This window comes from Ruegeria sp. O11 (assembly GCF_056535285.1).
The window spans coordinates 237,627-255,878 of the sequence record NZ_JBQERS010000004.1; the positions used below are offsets into that span (position 1 = coordinate 237,627).

Genomic DNA, 18,252 nt, shown 5'->3' on the forward strand with positions numbered 1-18,252 from the left:
CAAATAACAGTATGAGTTTCAAACAAAAGAAGTGAGAACTGGACTGACGAACGAACGAAACACTGAACTGATGCAAGTTTTTTCGTGCAAAATTGGCACAAAATCGACACAACAGGGTAGAAATAACTTATAACTTATTGTTTTTATTGTATTTTTTTGCCAGAATAATTCCTCTGCTAAGGGAGTAGGCGGGAAACCGTCTCGAGGGTTCGAATCCCTTCGTCTCCGCCATAATCTACACGACAATCAAGACCCTTTAGGTTTCTGAGAAGTCGTGTGAAATCAGCCGCAAATACACTCAAAGCACTTCGCCAGATAGATGTACGCCAACCAGCGTTCGTATCTCGTCAAACGGCGACCGAGGCCTGCAGCAATTCTTGCGAGTACGGGTGTTCAGGTGTGCCTACACGCAGCGTTTCAGAGGACATGACCTCAACGATCTCACCATTTCGCATAACTGCCAGTTGATCGCACATATGCGCGACAACTGGAAGATCATGGGATACCATCAAATATGTCAGCCCGCGTTGTCTTCGCAAATCCGTCAACAAGTTCAATACTTCTGCCTGAACGCTGACATCCAGAGCTGATGTGGGTTCATCCAGCAGCAGGATGTCCGGCTCGCCTGCCAACGCTCTAGCGATAGCGACCCTCTGACGCTGCCCCCCGGATAGCTGATGCGGATACCGAAACCGGAAGCGCTGACCGAGCCCAACATCGTTCAGCAGACCTTTGACCCTTTGATCGATATTATCTAGTCCGTGCAGATGCAGAGTTTCACTGAGCACCTGATCGACGGTGTGCCGCGGGTGAAGCGAAGCGTATGGATCCTGAAAAACCATCTGCACGGCTCTAAAGAACCTGCGATCTCGCTTAGCCCCGGACAACGCTTCACCTTCGACTCGGATAGCACCAGACCATTGAGGTGCCAGACCGGTTATCGCGCGGAGGATGGTAGATTTACCCGAGCCGCTTTCACCCACAAGACCAAAGCTCTCACCCTGGTTAACACTAAGACAAGCACCCTTGACCGCATCTACGCGGTCATGCGCGTGACCAAACCAGACGTTCAGATCGTTGATTTCCAATGCGGTCATTTCAACCTCTCACGCTGGGCGCGTCTGACCAGGCGGGATCGCGGGTCAGAACACTCAAATGCGTACATTTCTCGTCAAGACGCGGAAGCGAGTTCAGCAGCCCCTGAGTGTATGGGTGTTTCGCTTGGTGCAGCTTATCTGCTTCGCAGACTTCGACAATCCGTCCCGCGTACATGATGAGGACACGGTCGCAAAACTCGGACACCAGGTTGAGATCATGACTGATGAAGATCAGGCCCATGCCCCGTTCTTTGACCAATCCATCCATGATGTTCAGCACCTGCCGCTGCACGCTGACATCCAACGCCGAGGTCGGCTCATCCGCAATCAGGATCTTAGGGTTCGGGATCAGCATCATCGCAATCATGATGCGTTGCCCCATACCTCCTGACACTTCATGCGGGTATGCCCGCATCACCCGTTCGGGACTACGGATCGAAACACTCTCCAACATTTCGATCGCCATTTTTTTGGCGCGTGATTTAGAGCCGGAATTGTGCTGAAGATACGCCTCCATCAATTGTTCGCCTACCGTGACCACTGGGTTCAGAGAGAACTTGGGGTCCTGCATCACCATGGAAATCTGCTTTCCGCGTACCTCGCGCATCTCGCGCTCTGTAAGCTTCAGCAAGTCACGACCTTCAAGATTGATGTGGTTGGCCTCGACTATACCGGGCTTTCGGATCAGGCGCAGGATGGCGCGCCCGGTCATCGACTTGCCGGATCCACTTTCACCCACAATCCCCAATCGTTCGCGCCTCAACGAGAACGAGACACCGCGTACCGCATCAAATACGCCCTGACGGGTTGGGAAGCGAACCCACAGGTCTTCGATGTCGAGTAAGTTCATTGCCCACCGTCCTTTGGATCAAGCGCGTCCCTTAGCCCGTCACCCAACAGGTTGAAGGCCAGCGAAACCGTGAAAATTGCAAGCCCCGGCACCGTGGCAACCCACCAATGATCAAGGATGAACCTGCGCCCCTCGGAAATCATGGCACCCCATTCCGGACTTGGAGGTTGTGCGCCCAGGCCCAAGAAACCCAGGCCCGCGGCAGCCAGAATGATCCCGGCCATGTCCAGAGTGACCCGCACAATCAGTGACGAGATACAAAGCGGCCAGATATGCCGGGTGATGATCCGCAGTGGCCCGGCCCCTTGAAGCCGGATCGCATTGATATAGTCGGTTGACCGGATCGTCAGCGTTTCTGCCCGCGCCATGCGCGCGTACGGTGGCCAGGCTGTCAGCGAGATCGCCAGAACCGCGTTTTCAATCCCTGCCCCGAGCGCTGCTACAAAAGCCAATGCCAGAACAAGGCGCGGAAAGGCGAGGAAGATATCGGTGATGCGCATGAGGATCACATCTGCCCATCCCCCGGCATATCCCGCGACGGTTCCTACCAAAAGGCCCGCGACCGGAGCGATAAGCGCCACCAACGCTACAATGTACAGCGTTATCCGCGCGCCATAAATCAAACGTGACAGAATATCCCGCCCCAGACTATCGGTCCCCAGCAAGTGCCCTTCGGCTCCGATAGGGAGCAGTCGGCTGGACAGATCCTGAACAAAAGGATCTTGCGGTGCGATGATAGGAGCAAAAACCGCTGTCAGTACGAGGATTACTAGGATCGCCAACCCAACCATTGCCATCGAGTTTGATCGCAGTGTCAGCCAACCTTTATACAAGCTAGCCAATCTGGCGTGGCGTCTGGATGTGGGCTCGTCGGTCAGCAGCCACTGACGCAAAGTCATGTCGCTCATTTCGACCTCGGATCAAAGAAACGGTAGAGAAGGTCGGAGAATATGTTCAGGCAGATAAAGATCAGCCCGACCACAACGGTTCCACCGAGAACTGCATTCATATCGGCACTCAGCAAAGCGGTCGTGATGTAGCTGCCGATCCCCGGCCAGCTAAAGATGATCTCGGTCAGAACCGAGCCTTCCAACAGATTGGCGTAGCTCAGTGCGATGACTGTAATGAGTTGTACGCGAATATTCTTGAAGGCGTGACGCCAGATCACCTGCCGTTCTGACAGGCCTTTGACGCGGGCGGTAATGACATATTCCGCCGACAACTGTTCCAGCATAAAGGATCGTGTCATCCGGCTGATGTAAGCCAGCGAGTAGTACCCCAGCAAGGCAGCGGGCAGGACGATGTGAGACAACGCATTGCGGAAGACATCCCAATCCTGGGCGATAGCGCTGTCCAGCAATATGAGCCCCGTTCGCGTCGGAACCAGGTCCTCATAGAAGATGTCCAGGCGACCCGGTCCACCGACCCAACCTAGTATTCCGTAGAAGACCAGCAGCCCCATGAGCCCCAGCCAGAAGATTGGCATTGAGTAGCCAACAAGTGCGACCACACGGGCGATCTGATCGATCCAGGACCCCCGTTTCACGGCGGCAATCACACCCAGCGGAACACCTAGAAAGATGCCAATCATCACACCAAGAGTCGCCAATTCCAGTGTGGCGGGGAAGACGCGTGCGATGTCTTCGGATACAGGGCGCGCATTCAGCAGCGAGTTGCCAAAGTCTCCGTGCAGGACATCCCAAAGATAGTAACCGAACTGCACCAGCAGCGGCTTATCGAGGCCAAGCTGTTGATAAACTGCATCATAGGTCGATTGCGAGGCGCGCTCACCGACGATCGCCAGCACCGGATCGATCGGCATGACGCGGCCGATGATGAAGGTCACGAACAGCAGACCCAACATCGTGATTGCAATGGTGCCAAGAGTTTTCAGGATGCTCTTGATCCAATGAATAAGAGGCGCCGAGCGGCGCCCCTCAGATGGTCTTTCGGCCAGAGCCATTTACTTGGTCACCTGCCAATACGACGCCGATGTGATCGCCTGACCGGTCGAGAAGTCCGTCACGTTCTCACGCAATGCCGATTGTTCGATTTGCTGGAACATCACGACGAATGGTGATGTCTCACGGAACTCAGCCTGGATTTCCTTGTACATATCGGCACGTTTCACGGTGTCATTCTCAACCACAGCCGCATCTGTTTTCTCTGTCAGCCCGCCGGTATCCCACGAATTCCGCCACGCCAACAGACCAGTTGCATTGGCCGCATCCGAGTTGTCAGGATTATAGGCAAACGTCCCCGCGTTGGTTTGCGGATCAGGATAGTCCGGACCCCATGCGCCAAGATAGACGTCGAGCTCCCGTGCACGATATCGCGCCAGAATTTGTTTGGCAGTACCGACAGTAATATTCATCGTGATACCAACCTGACCCAGTGCATTTTGAAGTGACTGAGCGATCTCAATACGTTCCTGCGCTTCGCGCACGCCAACTTCGATCTCCAGCCCACTTACACCGGCTTCATCCAGCAGCGCTTTGGCTTTTTCAACATCGAAGCTGAACGGATTCTCATCCGATGCGCCAAGATAGGTTTGCGGCAAGAAATTCTGGTGAATTGTGTACTGACCTTTCAGGAAGCTGTCGCGCATCCCTTCATAGTCGATCAGGTATTTGAATGCCTGACGAACCTGAGGTTTGCTGAGCTCAGGGTGTTTTTGGTTCAGTGAGACATACATCAGACGGCCCTTGAGCTCATCTGCAATCTTGACGCCAGCGACCGATGAGACACCTGCAACGTCTTCGGGGTTCAGGTTGCGAGCAACGTCGATATCCCCGCGCTCGAGCAATAGGCGCTGGCTGGCGCTTTCCTGAACGTGACGGACAACAACACGCTCCATCGCCGGGGCACCCAGATAGAAATCAGGGTTGGACTTTAGGGTTACGCTTTCATTGGGCTTCCAGCTCACCAAGCTGTAGGCACCAGAGCCCGCCGTGTTGGTCTTGAGCCACTCGTTGCCCAGATCACCATCTTTGTCGTGTTCCATCACCGTCTTCTTGTCGACGATGCCACCGATGGTCGCGGTCAGACAGTTCAGAACAAAGGATGTCGCGTAGGGCTTGTCGGTCGTGATCGTCAGAGTGTTGCCATCTGCAACAATCGTTTGTTCGACATTTTCCGGCGTGAACCCGAACTGCGTCAGGATGAAAGCCGGAGTCTTATTCAGAATGATTGCACGGCGCAGCGAAAACTGAACGTCTTCGGCGGTCACCGGATTACCGGAATGAAAGGTCAACCCTTCCCTGATGTTGAAGGTAATCGACTTGCCGTCCTCTGAAACATCCCAGCTTTCCGCGACGTCCGGCTGATATCCTGCATCCAGATCCAGCGGGTCAAAATTGACAAGCTTTTGGTAAACATTGCGGCTGACATCAGACCCGGCGAATTCAAAGCTTTCCGCGGGGTCCAGTGTTGTGATGTCGTCAATACGGTTCGCGATCACCAACATGTTTGGCGGCGTTTCCGCGATTGCCGAAGTCGAGGTCACAGCCAGCGCTAATCCCAGGGCCGCACCGGTAAGCAATCTATTAAATGCGTTCATTTTGTCCTCTCTGTCATCAAGTTATTCATTAACGGTTACGATCCCCAAGTCTTCTCAAGTACACGCAACCAGTTTTCATGGCAGAGCTTCTTAATGAGCTCTTCGCCGTATCCATGGGTTTCCATGGCATCTCTCAATCGGGGCAGCATCGATACGTCGGTCACATCGTCTGGAACTACGGCCCCGTCATAGTCCGACCCAAGCCCGACCCGGTCCTCACCCAAGATCCCGATCAGGTGATCTAGGTGCTTCAGAACCTGTGTCAGCGGCACGTCAGAAAGCATTCGCCCATCCTCGCGCAGAAAGGCGGCGGCAAAATTCAGTCCGACCATCCCGTCGCTTTCTGCGATTGTGCGAAGCTGATCGTCGGTCAGATTTCGAGCGTGCGGGCAAATGGCGTGCGCATTCGAATGCGTTGCTACCAAAGGCGCATCTGAATATCGCGCAACGTCCCAAAAACCTTTCTCATTGAGATGAGACAAGTCCAGCATGATACCAAGCGCGTTGCAGCGTTGGACAAGTCGCAGACCATAATCGGTCAACCCCGGGCCGGTGTCTGGCCCTGATGGATATCTGAACGGCACACCGTGCCCGAAAATGTTTGGCCTGCTCCAGACCGGACCAAGCGAGCGCAGCCCCGCAGCATGAAAAACGTCGAGCGAATGCAGATCGGCATCAATCGCTTCGGCGCCTTCGATATGAAATATCGCTGCCATCCGACCCTGCGCCAGACAATCCCGGATATCTGCGACTGAGCGTGCAACACTCAACGCGCCCAGCCTTTCCAGTTCCAACAATATGGCAATCTGGCTCAGTGCTGCCGGGAAGGCGTCTTCAGCATCTATCTGATCGGGAAGCGGCAGGTCATATCTGGGCTGGACCATCTCTTCCATCTTGGCGTCGACATCCATTGGCGACGGCACCCACACGGCAAAGAACCCGCCGCCAAACCCACCCTCTTTGGATTTGACCAGATCGATTGCGCCTTCCAGGCCGCTCAGAAATTGGCCCGCTTCTGAAACACCACCGGTCGAAGCCAATTTGGACAACACATCATTGTGCCCATCGAAAATGAGGGGGAAGGTGTTCAAAGCCGTATCACCCGAATTAAGTATCAATCCGATACACGCTAACAGACGTTATCGTCATGATTGTAAAAAAATTCAATGAGTTTTACTCATAGAGCTAGTCGGATTCATGAGGGTGCAAGTCGATGAAGAAAACACGCAACTGGCACTCACTACCGGAGTATCAAGCCTTGCGGGCCCTCATGCAGGCAGGAACCACTGCCGCCGCGGCACGACAACTGGGCCTGTCTCAATCAGCCGTCAGCAGATCTGTTGGCAGCCTTGAATCCCGACTTGGGAAAATACTGTTTGAAAGGGACGCGGGCAGACTACGCCCGACGCAAGAGGCCGTGCGATTGAATATGCGTCTCGACCCCTTGTTCGAGGCTCTCGACCGGATCGATGGACCGGGTGAAACCGTCCAGGAAACGTTACGCCTTGTCGCTCCTCCAAGTTATGCCCACCGCTATATCGTCACGCTCATCGCCAGTTTCATACGCGGAAATCCGGGTTTTTTTGTGAACCTGGAGGTGACGACCTCAGACATGGTGACATTGGGCGTATTGGAAAACCGCTTCGACTTGGCGGTAACCGGGATTGAGCAAAGCCGCGCGGGGATCAAACTGATACCGTTCAGGGAATCGCCAGCAGTTTGCGTAATGCGACCTGAACATCCACTTGCCCAACGCAGTGCGCTCACCCCCGCAGATCTGCATGAACAAGATCTGATTGCATTGACATATCGCCACGGCAGACGCGGGCAGCTTGATCGATTACTGCATCAGGTACGAGCGGAACCCAGAATTGTCGCCGAGGTTTCGACCTCGTTCGCAGCAGCCGATATGGCTCGGGAGGGCCTTGGGTTGGCTGTGATCAATCCCTTTCCGGTGTACATGTATCGATCACCGGACCTGACTTTTGTCCCGTTTGAAGCGCCCATGCGATATCGTGGCCACTTCGTCATTTCGGATCAAAGGCCGGTTCCTAGAATCGCCCGCGCATTCATGCGACATCTTCGGCTAAACACGCCATCGGACCCATTCTCCGATAAAAATTTGTGAGGCGGTTGGGCTTACGACCCGGTTCGTTAAAACAAAAAAGCCGCTCCCTGTAGGAGCGGCTTTGATTTCACTGTCTCTGAGACGAGGATCAGGCGGCCAGGGCTGCCTGAGCTTTGGCGACGATCGCGCCGAACGCTTCCGGTTCGTGCACGGCCAGGTCAGCCAGAACTTTGCGGTCCACTTCGATACCGGCTAGGTTCAGGCCATTGATGAAGCGGGAATATGTCAGTGCTTCGTCATGCGAACGCACAGCAGCATTGATACGCTGGATCCACAGCGCGCGGAAGTTGCGCTTGCGATTCTTGCGGTCGCGGGTTGCATACTGGTTGGCCTTGTCAACGGCCTGAGACGCAACTTTGAATGTGCTCTTGCGACGACCATAATAGCCTTTTGCGGCTTTGATGATCTTCTTGTGACGGGCGTGGGTTACGGTTCCACCTTTAACGCGGGACATCTCTCAAATCTCCTCTTAGCGGTCGTAGGGCATGTAGCCCTTGACGATCTTGGCGTCGGGGGCGGACAGGGTGGTGTTGCCACGGGCATCGCGGATGAATTTCTTGGTCCGCTTGATCATGCCGTGACGTTTGCCGGCCTGGCCAGCAAGGACCTTACCGGTCGCAGTCACCTTAAAGCGCTTCTTGGCGCTCGACTTGGTCTTCATCTTAGGCATTTCCGTCTCCTTTTCCGGGTTCGGTTTCAGACGCGACTCGGCATGCCATCTCGGCCGGTCACGCGATCAGAAGCGCCGTTTACGCAAGTTCGGTCATACTGGCAAGGGGGTTTGGGTCAGAATCTGCGATTTTCACGGGCAGACTGAGTACCGGGGCGACGCGCGCCGCCCCGGTGGTATGGTTTAATGTTCGAATTTGCGGATTTCACCGCTCTTCAACCGTTCTGCGTAGGACGCCAGCTCCTGGCGCACCACTTTCATCAGGAAGTAGAGCGCGAAGACGTTCACAACAGCCATCGCAAAGATCGCCGCATCCGAGAAGTCGATGACCGGCCCAAGGTTGGCCGCAGCGCCAATGACAACGAAGATGCAGAAGATGACCTTGAACACCAGTTCCTTCGTGTGGCCCTCACCGAACAGGTAAGTCCAGGCCTTGAGGCCGTAGTAGGACCAGCTGATCATGGTGGAGAAAGCAAACAGCACCACGGCAATGGCCAGAATGAACGGGAACCAGCTGAACGCGCTGCCGAAGGCTGCCGAGGTCAGGCTGACACCGGTGTTACCATCAACAGTTGCAATCGCGTTACCCGCTTCGTTCAGCATGTAATTGCCGGTTTCAGGATCAACGATCAGCTGCTGGGTGATGATGATCACCAGCGCGGTCATGGTACAGATCACGACCGTATCGATGAACGGCTCAAGCAGAGATACAAAGCCCTCGGTAATCGGCTCTTTGGTCCGAACAGCAGAGTGTGCAATCGCTGCAGACCCGACGCCTGCCTCGTTCGAAAACGCCGCACGACGGAAGCCTTGGATCAGCGCACCGACCATACCACCTGCCACGCCGAGACCAGTGAAGGCTCCCGCGAAGATCTGGCCAAAGGCCCACCCGATCTGATCCGCGTTCATCAGGATGATTACCAGCGCCGCAGCCACATACATCACGCCCATAAAGGGCACGACTTTCTCGGTCACGCGTGCGATAGATTTCAGGCCACCCACGATCACTGCAAACACGATGCCCGCGAACACCAGACCGGTGATCCAACCGGGAAAGTCTCCAACGATGCCTGCGATCTGCTGGTGCGCCTGGTTGGCCTGGAACATGTTGCCCCCGCCCAAGGCACCGAGGATACAGAAGATCGAGAAAAGAACCGCAAGGATCTTACCACCCGGCAGGCCCAGTTCGTTGAACCCTTTGGACATGTAATACATCGGACCACCGGAAACGGTGCCGTCCTCGTATTCGTTGCGATACTTCACGCCCAGCGTACATTCGGTGAATTTCGACGCCATGCCCAACAGACCCGCGACGATCATCCAGAAAGTCGCACCCGGCCCGCCGATGCCAACGGCAACCGCAACACCGGCGATGTTGCCAAGCCCAACCGTACCGGACAAGGCTGTAGCGAGCGCTTGAAAGTGGCTGACCTCACCCGCATCGTTCGGGTCAGAGTAGTCGCCTTTCACCAGGCTGATCGCATGGCTGAAAAAGCGCAACTGCACGAAGGCAAAATACAGTGTGAACACAGTCGCCGCTACAACCAGCCATCCCACGATCCAGGGGAAACCTGTCCCGGGGAAAGGTGCAAAAATAAAACTTACAAATGGCCCGGTGAAGTCTGCAAATGCCTGATTGATCTTGTCATCCAGCCCAACCGCTTCCTGAGCGGCGGCAGGACTCGCAGCCAGAGCGGTAAGCGCAGCCAAACCAAGTTTGTTTTGAATACTCATCATCTACTCTCCCCTCAATTCACGACCGTGACGGGAACGTCGGCATGCATGACAAGGTTCTGCGTGGAGCTGCCAAACAGGCGCTTCTTGAACCCGTCAGCCGAAGCCCGACCAACAACGATCTGTGATCCACCGTTTTCGACCGTGATCGTGTTCAGTGTTTCGGCGACATCTCCGTGACGCACGATACCTTGGGCTTCGAATCCTGCTGCCTTTAGCGCTTCGACCGCTGGCGCGATGATCCGCGATGTAGCCAGTTCTACCTCTTCCTCGCGCCTCTTGTGGCGCATAGCATTTTCTTCCGGTGTCTGGAATGTGAAAGGCGACCATTCGATGACATAAACAACCAGCAGCTCGCATTCTCCGATACGTCCGGCCAAGTCTTTGGCGAAGGCGATCGCGCGTTCTCCGGTTTCTGTCCCGTCCAGTCCAATGACAATTTTCGTTGTCATGTCGTTCCTCCGTTGTGGTTTGTTTGACCGGGGCCCGTGCCCCCGGCAGAGCAGCCGGAACCTGGAACTTGTTTGAGTAGACTGCCCTAGAGGCAAGTATCCCCAAAAACACGGAAAAACAGAGAAGTAATTTTGAAATGCAACCAACAATCGCTCATCTAGTTGAAATTGCTAATTTATTTCCGCCTAAATTTTAGGCAGATTGTAAGGTATCAATATAAATTGTTGATATTGGGTCGCAACTTAACCCGGATCGGTGTTGTAAATCAGCCGTTCATCACACGGAGCGATACGCAAGATGTTGGTCGTTCCAGGGACATTAAACGGCACGCCAGCGGTGACCACGATCTGATCAGTCTCGGCCGCAAAGCCACCCGAACGAGCCGCGCGAGCCGCACTAACCACCGCGCCCTTAAACCGTTCCTGCTCGGGGGTCAGAACACAATGGCAGCCCCAGCTCAAGCAAAGCCTGCGTGCGGTGCCAGTGGCCGGAGTCATCGCAATTATCGGCACACCGGGACGCTCGCGTGCAGTAAGCAACGCGGTTGTACCACTTTGAGTGAAACAGCAGATGGCCTTGATGTCCGTCTTTTCCGCAATTTCGCGCGCGGCTGCCACGATTCCGTCCGCGATGGTCGTGCCCTTGGCAGTTCGTGAGGCCGCAATGATCTGGTGGTAGGTCGGATCCGCTTCAACCTCGATGGCGACCTTATTCATGGTCTGGACCGCTTCGATCGGATAGGATCCAGCCGCGGATTCAGCGCTAAGCATGATTGCATCGGTGCCTTCATAGATGGCTGTTGCCACGTCCGAAACCTCGGCCCGCGTTGGCATCGGACTTTCGATCATGCTTTCCAACATCTGTGTTGCAACAATCACGGGCTTCGCTGCAGTACGACACTTGCGCACCAGACGCTTCTGAATCGGCGGCACAGCAGAAACGGGCAACTCAACACCCAGATCACCACGTGCAACCATGATCCCGTCCGAGGCATCAAGGATGTCATCAAAGGCTTCCACTGCGGCAGGCTTTTCGATCTTGGACAGGATCGATGCGCGACCATCTGCCAGCGCACGTGCTTCGAAAACGTCCTTGGCACGTTGCACGAAACTGAGCGCCAGCCAGTCCACGCCCAACTGGCAGACAAATTCCAGATCGTCGCGATCCTTGTCAGACAGCGCCGCCAGCGGCAGAACCACGTCCGGAACGTTCACACCTTTTCGGTTTGAGATCGTGCCACCTACTTCCACTGTGCAGTGGGCAAAATCCTGACCGCAATCCTGCACGATCAGACGAATCTTGCCATCATTGACCAGCAGGCGCGCACCCGGCTCCAAAGCAGCAAAAATCTCGGGGTGCGGTAGACAGACCCGGGTGACATCCCCCGCTGCCGGATCAAGGTCCAGACGAAACGCTGCGCCCTCTTCCAGCTCTTCTGCGTCATTGGCAAACACACCAACGCGCAACTTCGGCCCTTGAAGATCGGCCAAGATTGCAATCGGGCTATCCAGATCCTTTTCGATCTGCCGGATGATCCGATGCCGTTCGCGGATTTCATCATGGCTGCCATGGCTCATGTTCAGGCGAAACACATCGGCCCCTGCCTCGTGCAGAGCGCGGATGGTGTCATAGTCGTTAGACGCCGGTCCCAGCGTCGCCACGATTTTCACATTTCTCAGGCGTCGCATTGATCAGGCTCTCCTTAAACGCACGAATGTTACCGCAAACATTGCTTGGGCCGCTTATTGCGCAATTCCCTTTCCAACGCAACTGTCCTACACCTGCGACAAACAAGATGACAGGCTCATGACTTATTCTCCGTTTTTTGTTCACGGCGCGGATCGGCCGTCGCGTTGGCTAATTACTTGTGACCATGCAACCAACATGGTCCCACCCGATATCAATGACGGGGACCTGGGACTGCCGCGCGAAGACATGGAACGGCACATCGCTTACGATGTGGGCGCCTACGAGGTGTCGAAGCATCTGGGCGAGATGCTGAACGCCCCAGTTATCGCGGCCAATTTTTCGCGCTTGGTGATCGACCCCAATCGCGGTGAGGATGATCCGACGCTTCTGATGAAGCTCTATGATGGTTCGATCATCCCCGGCAATCGCCACGCCGATACAGTTGAGAAGGAGCGGCGCCTGAACATGTGCTACCGTCCTTATCATGATGCGCTGGCACAGCTTGCAGGCCTGCCTCATGCGGTTATCGTCTCAATGCACTCCTTTACGCGCCAGCTACGCGGTCGCGATCCCCGACCCTGGCATATCGGCGTCCTACACACTCCGGATGAGCGGTTCTCACGTCCGTTAATCAACCGACTGAATGCCGATAGTGATCTGTGCGTCGGTGTAAATGAACCCTATACCGGCGTTCTACCCGGTGATGCGATTGACAAACATTGCACAGCATTCGGTCGACCCAATGCATTGATTGAGCTGCGCAACGATCTGATTGCAGATCACGAGGGGCAGCGCCATTGGGCCAACCGTCTGGCCGCTGCACTACAAGACGCGCTCGTCGAAAGCAGGCTGTGACACAGTGACGTCGCAGATTGTTTTTTGTTCCTCCTAATGTTGGGAGCGCATTGGCCAATACCCATATATCAGGCGAAAGGAGACGACTATGACGCAGGAATTCCTGACGACTGTCTTCGGTTGGATGACGGTTCTGAACATCGGTGTTTTGCTCTTCAGCACCATGATGGTCTTGGCTTTGCAAAACTGGATTGCAGATGTGCATGGCAGAATGTTCCAGATGGAACGTGCCGACATAAAACGCGCTTACTTCCGGTATCTTGCGAACTACAAGATCCTGACCCTGGTTTTTTGCCTGGTGCCATGGTTGGCACTGAAACTCTCCTAAATACCGGATCGGCCAATTCAAAGGCCTTTGTATTCATTGTATCGAAGCCTGCGGATTGCTAGTTCAGCCTCAGAATGTAAAAACATCTACTCGGAGCCAGAATATGGACAAGCAAACCGAAATCGAACTGCAAGCCGCTGCGTTCCGTCGTTTACAGCAGCACCTGATGAAAGACCGCACAGACGTCCAGAACATCGACATGATGAATCTGACCGGGTTTTGCCGCAATTGCCTGTCGCGCTGGTATCAGGAAGCCGCCAATGCAAAAGGCATTGAAATGGGCAAGGACGAAGCGCGCGAGATTTTCTATGGCATGTCCATGGATGAATGGAAGGCCAACTATCAGACCGATGCCAGCGCCGAAAAACAGGCCGCATTCAAGGTTGCGTTTGAAGAGAATGTGACGAAGAAGAGCTGACACTCGACGCCGGAAGAAACCGCCTTCTCTGTGTAAACCTTCCACCGGGGATGATGCTGATCATTCGAACACGGGTTCACAATCAGTGACACCTCAGTGATCCGTAAAAACCCAACATGACGGTTTGTTCACGGCACCAACATCCTGTGAACTGACAACACCCTCGCAATATTTTGCGAGGGTGCAGCAATAACGGCAAATTGCGCCGCGCGTCGCATTTGAGTTCATACCATTGCTGGCAACGAGACTAGATATAACTACCTCTTCTAGATCGCCGCCTTGCGGCTTTCGTCCAGATAGATCTCGCGCAGACGTTTGGCGATCGGACCCGGTGTGCCATCGCCCAGCGCAACGCCATCGATCTCAACCACCGGCATAACGAAAGCACTGGCCGAAGTGGTGAAGGCCTCATCGGCTTCTTTTGCTTCGTCGATGGTGAACAGGCGCTCTTCGACCTCCATCTGCGCCTCGGCCGCCATGCGCAATACCGCCTTGCGCGTGATGCCGTGCAGAATGTCGTTAGACAGCGGACGGGTGACGATCTTACCGCTCTTGACGAAATAGGCGTTGTTGCTGGTGCCTTCGGTCACATAGCCATCTTCAACCAGCCACGCATCATCGCAGCCTGCCTTTTTGGCCATCATCTTGCCCATGGAAGGGTAAAGCAGCTGCACGGTCTTGATGTCACGACGGCCCCAGCGGATATCATCAATCGAGATGATCTTGGCACCCTTCTTCGCTGCCGGACTGTCTGCAAGGCCTGGTTTGTTCTGGGTAAAGAGAACAAGGCTTGGCTTTGTATCGACGGCTGGGAAAACAAAATCCCGGTCCCCGTCCGAGCCACGAGTGACCTGCAGATAAACCAGCCCCTCATCAATTCCGTTCAATTCAACCAGTTTGCGGTGGATTTCCAACAATTCGTCCATGCTGCAAGGCTGAACGATATCGAGTTCATCCAATGAGCGCTTCAGACGTACGGCGTGGCCTTCAAAGTCGATCAGCTTGCCGTCCAGCACGCTGGTCACCTCGTACACAGCATCCGCAAACAGGAAACCCCGGTCAAAGATCGAAATACTTGCTTCGGATTCAGGCAGGTATTCGCCATTCACATAGACGGTACGGGTCATGTCATTTCCTTTTGTTTCCGGGCTTCGCCCGTTCCTTACCCCCAGAGCGCCGCTTTGGGCGGGTGTACTCCGGCATCGTCAAAAATCAGCGGTGTATCGCGGTCTTCGGCCAACAGAAGCGGCCCGTCAAGGTCTGTAACCATCGCCCCCTGCGCCACCAGTGTTGCCGGGGCCATCGCAAGCGAGCTTCCGACCATGCAGCCAACCATAACATCATAGCCCTCAGCCAATGCGGCCTTGCGCAATTCTAGCGCCTCGGTAAGACCGCCGGTCTTGTCCAGTTTGATGTTCACCACATCATATTTGCCCTTGAGTGCGGGTAGGCTTGCCCGATCGTGACAGGATTCGTCAGCACAAACTGGCACAGGGCGATCCATCCCGATCAGGGCATCATCCTCACCAGCTGGTAAAGGCTGTTCGACCAGAGCCACGCCCAGGCGCACGAGATGCGGGGCAAGATCTGCATAGACTTCGGCAGACCAGCCTTCATTAGCGTCGATGATGATTTTCGACTTTGGCGCCCCAGCCCGGACAGCCTCGAGCCTCGGCATATCATCGGGTGTTCCCAGCTTAATCTTCAGCAAGGGGCGGAAAGCGTTCTCGGCCGCTTGGGCCCGCATCGCTTCGGGCGTGTCCAATGACAGCGTATAGGCTGTTATTTCAGGCCCTGGCGCAGCGATTTCAGCAAGCTCCCATGCCCGTTTGCCCGCGCGTTTCGCTTCCAGATCCCACAGTGCACAATCCACCGCATTCCGCGCCGCGCCAGCAGGCAAAAGGTCCCTCAGGGAATAGCGCGAAAACACATCGGGTAGCCCGGCTATCTCGGCCTCGACCGACTCCAGTGTTTCGTCATAGCGGGCATAAGGTACACATTCGCCCCAACCATGGTGCACACCGTCCGAGATACGGACAGTCAAAACTTTTGCCTCGGTACGTGAGCCGCGCGAGATGGTGAATACCTGCGCCAATCGAAACACATCGCGAGAAACTTCAATTTGCACGCGCCTGCTCCTCTATTTTTTGACAAATACGCCCGCCGGCGGCGGATTGCTCCGCCTCCGGCGAGAGTTCTTAGATCACAGTGTGGCCAGCGCATCCACTAGTTTACCGGCTCCAAAGCGGTAGGGATCGGTCGCCGGGATGCCCATCTCGGTCTCAACTTTAGTGATATAGGCAAGCGCATCTTCTTCGCTCAGGTGCTGGGTGTTGATCGACACGCCTGCAACCTGACACTCTGGGTTTGCCACGCGCGCCAGCGGCAGTGCTGTGTCACGCAACTGCTCCAGCGTCGGCAGTGAATATTCAGGCAGTCCGCGCATATGGGTCCGGGTTGGTTCGTGGCACAGGATCAGCGCATCGGGTTGCCCACCATGGATCAGCGCCATGGTCACGCCCGAATAAGACACGTGGAACAGGGAACCCTGCCCTTCGATGTGATCCCAGTGATCCGGATCATTGTCCGGTGTCAGGTACTCGACCGACCCTGCCATGAAATCCGCGATAACGGCATCCAGCGGTACACCCTGCCCCGTGACCAGAATGCCCGTCTGACCTGTAGCACGGAACGTGGATTTCATACCGCGCTTGCGCATTTCGGCATCCATCGACATCGCCGTATACATCTTACCGGCAGAGCAATCTGTTCCAACTGCCAGACACCGTTTGCCGGTACGCTTGCGGCCGTTTGCAATCGGGTAGCCAACAGTCGGCACACGAACGTCATGCAATGTGCAACCATGAGTTTGGGCAGCCGCAACCAAATCACCTTCGTCACGCAGCAGGTTGTGCAGGCCAGATGCCAGATCATAGCCCATTTCCAACGCTTCAATCAGAACTTCTTTCCAAGCTTCGCTGATGATCCCGCCCCGGTTTGCAACACCAATGACGAGTGTCTTGGCACCAGCCGCTTTACCTTCGGCCAGGGTCATTTCCGTCAGGCCCAGGTCGGCATTGCAACCCTCCAGCTTGATTTGACCAACAGCATTCTCAGGACGCCAGTCCCGGATGCCAATAGCCACTTTGGCCGCCAACAAGTCGGGCGCATCGCCCAAAAACAATAGGTACGGTGTCTCGATCATCGCGCTGCACTCCTTTGATTCTGGCCTAAGCTAGAGAACCGATTTGACGAGGATTTCTCAAACTCTCCTTACAATCCGCCTTCTGACAGGATAAACTTGCACAATAATTTTAAAACTCGCAAAACTATTCGAAGTTTTCAAACTGATCAATCTTTGAGCATTCTTTTGTCGGTTTAAAATTCGAACATTCTGCACACGCATTGCCGCAGCTGCACAATCAAGCTTGCACAGCGCCACGCAATTTAATATCTCAGGCTCAGGAAAGAACGCAATTTCATTACTCAGACGAGGTTCAGATGAGTTTCCGCATCCAACCCGCCGCTCCGGCGCGCCCCAATCGCTGTCAACTGTTTGGCCCGGGCTCGAATACTAAGCTATTTCCCAAGATGGCCGCGTCGGCAGCGGATGTCATCAACCTGGATCTGGAAGACTCGGTGGCCCCGTCCGACAAGGATACCGCCCGCGCCAATGTCATCGAGGCGCTCAATACGGTCGATTGGGGAAACAAATACATGTCGGTTCGGATCAATGGGCTGGATACACCCTATTGGTACCGCGACGTGGTCGATGTGCTGGAACAGGCAGGCGATCGGCTGGATCAGATCATGATCCCCAAGGTCGGGTGTGCGGCGGATGTTTATGCGGTGGACGCGCTGGTTACTGCCATCGAGCGAACCAAGGGCCGAACCAAATCCATCTCTTTCGAGGTGATCATCGAATCCGCCGCTGGCTTGGCGCATGTCGAAGAGATCGCAGCATCATCTCCGCGTATGCAAGCCATGAGCCTTGGCGCTGCGGATTTTGCAGCATCGATGGGGATGCAGACAACCGGCATTGGCGGCACGCAGGAAAACTATTACATGCTGCGCGAAGGTGAAAAGCACTGGTCCGACCCCTGGCACTGGGCGCAAGCCGCCATCGTCGCCGCCTGCCGCACCCATGGCGTGCTGCCGGTCGATGGCCCGTTCGGCGATTTTTCGGATGATGAAGGATATATCGCGCAAGCCAAACGCTCGGCCACACTGGGCATGGTCGGCAAATGGGCCATCCACCCCAAGCAGATTGCATTGGCTAATCAGGTTTTCACCCCGTCAGATGAGGCGGTGTCCGAAGCGCGCGAAATTCTAGCCGCAATGGAACAGGCAAAGGCCAACGGTGAAGGCGCAACCGTCTACAAAGGACGTTTGGTGGATATCGCCTCGATCAAGCAGGCCGAAGTCATTGTAGCGCAGTCCGAACTGATTGAGGCAGGCGGCTAACCTACGA

The 18,252-nt window shown here is 55.1% G+C and carries 19 protein-coding genes; 5 read left to right on the forward strand and 14 right to left on the reverse strand.

Annotated elements, in window-relative coordinates:
• Nucleotides 1-347: 347 nt before the first annotated feature.
• Genes ACRZ91_RS11245 through ACRZ91_RS11270 form a run of 6 tightly spaced genes read right to left on the reverse strand, consistent with a single transcriptional unit; the run spans nucleotide 348 to nucleotide 6,597 of the window.
• Complete coding sequence (locus tag ACRZ91_RS11245) at nucleotides 348-1,097, reverse strand: ABC transporter ATP-binding protein (protein ID WP_170772145.1); 750 nt, start codon at nucleotides 1,095-1,097, stop codon at nucleotides 348-350.
• Between the two features lies 1 nt (nucleotide 1,098).
• A complete protein-coding gene (locus tag ACRZ91_RS11250; RefSeq protein WP_480905291.1) occupies nucleotides 1,099-1,947 on the reverse strand; it encodes an ABC transporter ATP-binding protein in 849 nt (282 codons plus the stop codon).
• Nucleotides 1,944-2,855 (reverse strand): ABC transporter permease, encoded by a 912-nt coding sequence (locus ACRZ91_RS11255; protein WP_010443558.1) that lies wholly within the window; start codon nucleotides 2,853-2,855, stop codon nucleotides 1,944-1,946. Before ACRZ91_RS11255 ends, ACRZ91_RS11250 begins: the two co-directional genes overlap by 4 nt.
• Nucleotides 2,852-3,910, reverse strand: a complete 1,059-nt coding sequence (locus ACRZ91_RS11260) for an ABC transporter permease (protein ID WP_170782059.1) — start codon at nucleotides 3,908-3,910, stop codon at nucleotides 2,852-2,854. The genes ACRZ91_RS11255 and ACRZ91_RS11260 overlap by 4 nt, the downstream gene beginning before the upstream one ends.
• Complete coding sequence (locus tag ACRZ91_RS11265; protein ID WP_480905294.1) at nucleotides 3,911-5,506, reverse strand: ABC transporter substrate-binding protein; 1,596 nt, start codon at nucleotides 5,504-5,506, stop codon at nucleotides 3,911-3,913.
• Between the two features lie 35 nt (nucleotides 5,507-5,541).
• Nucleotides 5,542-6,597 (reverse strand): dipeptidase, encoded by a 1,056-nt coding sequence (locus tag ACRZ91_RS11270; protein ID WP_480652639.1) that lies wholly within the window; start codon nucleotides 6,595-6,597, stop codon nucleotides 5,542-5,544.
• A gap of 122 nt (nucleotides 6,598-6,719) precedes the next feature.
• Here ACRZ91_RS11270 and ACRZ91_RS11275 point away from each other — a divergent pair, with 122 nt between their 5' ends.
• A complete protein-coding gene (locus ACRZ91_RS11275; RefSeq protein WP_480905297.1) occupies nucleotides 6,720-7,634 on the forward strand; it encodes a LysR family transcriptional regulator in 915 nt (304 codons plus the stop codon).
• Between the two features lie 88 nt (nucleotides 7,635-7,722).
• On the opposite strand, the gene rplT is transcribed toward ACRZ91_RS11275, so the two are convergent.
• The 5 genes from rplT to pyk all read right to left on the reverse strand — a co-directional run bounded on the left by rplT (nucleotide 7,723) and on the right by pyk (nucleotide 12,179).
• Nucleotides 7,723-8,088: a 50S ribosomal protein L20 gene (gene rplT, locus ACRZ91_RS11280; protein ID WP_010443553.1), complete on the reverse strand. Its 366-nt coding sequence runs from the start codon at nucleotides 8,086-8,088 to the stop codon at nucleotides 7,723-7,725.
• 15 nt (nucleotides 8,089-8,103) lie between these two features.
• On the reverse strand, nucleotides 8,104-8,304 hold the full coding sequence (gene rpmI / locus ACRZ91_RS11285; RefSeq protein ID WP_010443552.1) for a 50S ribosomal protein L35: 201 nt from the start codon (nucleotides 8,302-8,304) through the stop codon (nucleotides 8,104-8,106).
• Between the two features lie 183 nt (nucleotides 8,305-8,487).
• Nucleotides 8,488-10,038: an alanine/glycine:cation symporter family protein gene (locus ACRZ91_RS11290; RefSeq protein WP_480905301.1), complete on the reverse strand. Its 1,551-nt coding sequence runs from the start codon at nucleotides 10,036-10,038 to the stop codon at nucleotides 8,488-8,490.
• A 14-nt stretch (nucleotides 10,039-10,052) separates the two neighbouring features.
• Complete coding sequence (locus ACRZ91_RS11295) at nucleotides 10,053-10,490, reverse strand: universal stress protein (RefSeq protein WP_010443550.1); 438 nt, start codon at nucleotides 10,488-10,490, stop codon at nucleotides 10,053-10,055.
• A 243-nt stretch (nucleotides 10,491-10,733) separates the two neighbouring features.
• The gene (gene pyk, locus ACRZ91_RS11300; RefSeq protein ID WP_170547240.1) at nucleotides 10,734-12,179 is read right to left on the reverse strand and encodes a pyruvate kinase; all 1,446 of its coding nucleotides are present in this window, start codon (nucleotides 12,177-12,179) and stop codon (nucleotides 10,734-10,736) included.
• Nucleotides 12,180-12,297: 118 nt separating this feature from the next.
• Between pyk and ACRZ91_RS11305 the strand changes: the two genes are divergently transcribed.
• From ACRZ91_RS11305 to ACRZ91_RS11315, 3 genes are all read left to right on the forward strand, one after another.
• Nucleotides 12,298-13,035, forward strand: coding sequence for an N-formylglutamate amidohydrolase (locus ACRZ91_RS11305; RefSeq protein ID WP_480905305.1), 738 nt, complete (start codon nucleotides 12,298-12,300; stop codon nucleotides 13,033-13,035).
• A gap of 88 nt (nucleotides 13,036-13,123) precedes the next feature.
• Nucleotides 13,124-13,363: a DUF6868 family protein gene (locus tag ACRZ91_RS11310; protein WP_010443547.1), complete on the forward strand. Its 240-nt coding sequence runs from the start codon at nucleotides 13,124-13,126 to the stop codon at nucleotides 13,361-13,363.
• A 103-nt stretch (nucleotides 13,364-13,466) separates the two neighbouring features.
• Nucleotides 13,467-13,781 (forward strand): DUF1244 domain-containing protein, encoded by a 315-nt coding sequence (locus ACRZ91_RS11315; RefSeq protein ID WP_010443546.1) that lies wholly within the window; start codon nucleotides 13,467-13,469, stop codon nucleotides 13,779-13,781.
• Nucleotides 13,782-14,047: 266 nt separating this feature from the next.
• Here ACRZ91_RS11315 and ACRZ91_RS11320 read toward each other — a convergent pair whose 3' ends face one another.
• The 3 genes from ACRZ91_RS11320 to dgcN all read right to left on the reverse strand — a co-directional run bounded on the left by ACRZ91_RS11320 (nucleotide 14,048) and on the right by dgcN (nucleotide 16,986).
• Nucleotides 14,048-14,908 carry a D-amino-acid transaminase gene (locus ACRZ91_RS11320; RefSeq protein WP_170473940.1) on the reverse strand — a complete coding sequence of 287 codons (861 nt, stop codon included), beginning with the start codon at nucleotides 14,906-14,908 and terminating at the stop codon, nucleotides 14,048-14,050.
• A 35-nt stretch (nucleotides 14,909-14,943) separates the two neighbouring features.
• Nucleotides 14,944-15,909: an N-acetyl-D-Glu racemase DgcA gene (gene dgcA / locus ACRZ91_RS11325; protein ID WP_170473938.1), complete on the reverse strand. Its 966-nt coding sequence runs from the start codon at nucleotides 15,907-15,909 to the stop codon at nucleotides 14,944-14,946.
• A gap of 75 nt (nucleotides 15,910-15,984) precedes the next feature.
• Nucleotides 15,985-16,986 (reverse strand): N-acetyltransferase DgcN, encoded by a 1,002-nt coding sequence (dgcN, locus tag ACRZ91_RS11330; RefSeq protein ID WP_170473935.1) that lies wholly within the window; start codon nucleotides 16,984-16,986, stop codon nucleotides 15,985-15,987.
• A 296-nt stretch (nucleotides 16,987-17,282) separates the two neighbouring features.
• On the opposite strand from dgcN, the gene ACRZ91_RS11335 reads away from it, so the two are divergent.
• On the forward strand, nucleotides 17,283-18,245 hold the full coding sequence (locus ACRZ91_RS11335; RefSeq protein WP_480905310.1) for an L-malyl-CoA/beta-methylmalyl-CoA lyase: 963 nt from the start codon (nucleotides 17,283-17,285) through the stop codon (nucleotides 18,243-18,245).
• The last annotated feature ends 7 nt before the right edge of the window (nucleotides 18,246-18,252 follow it).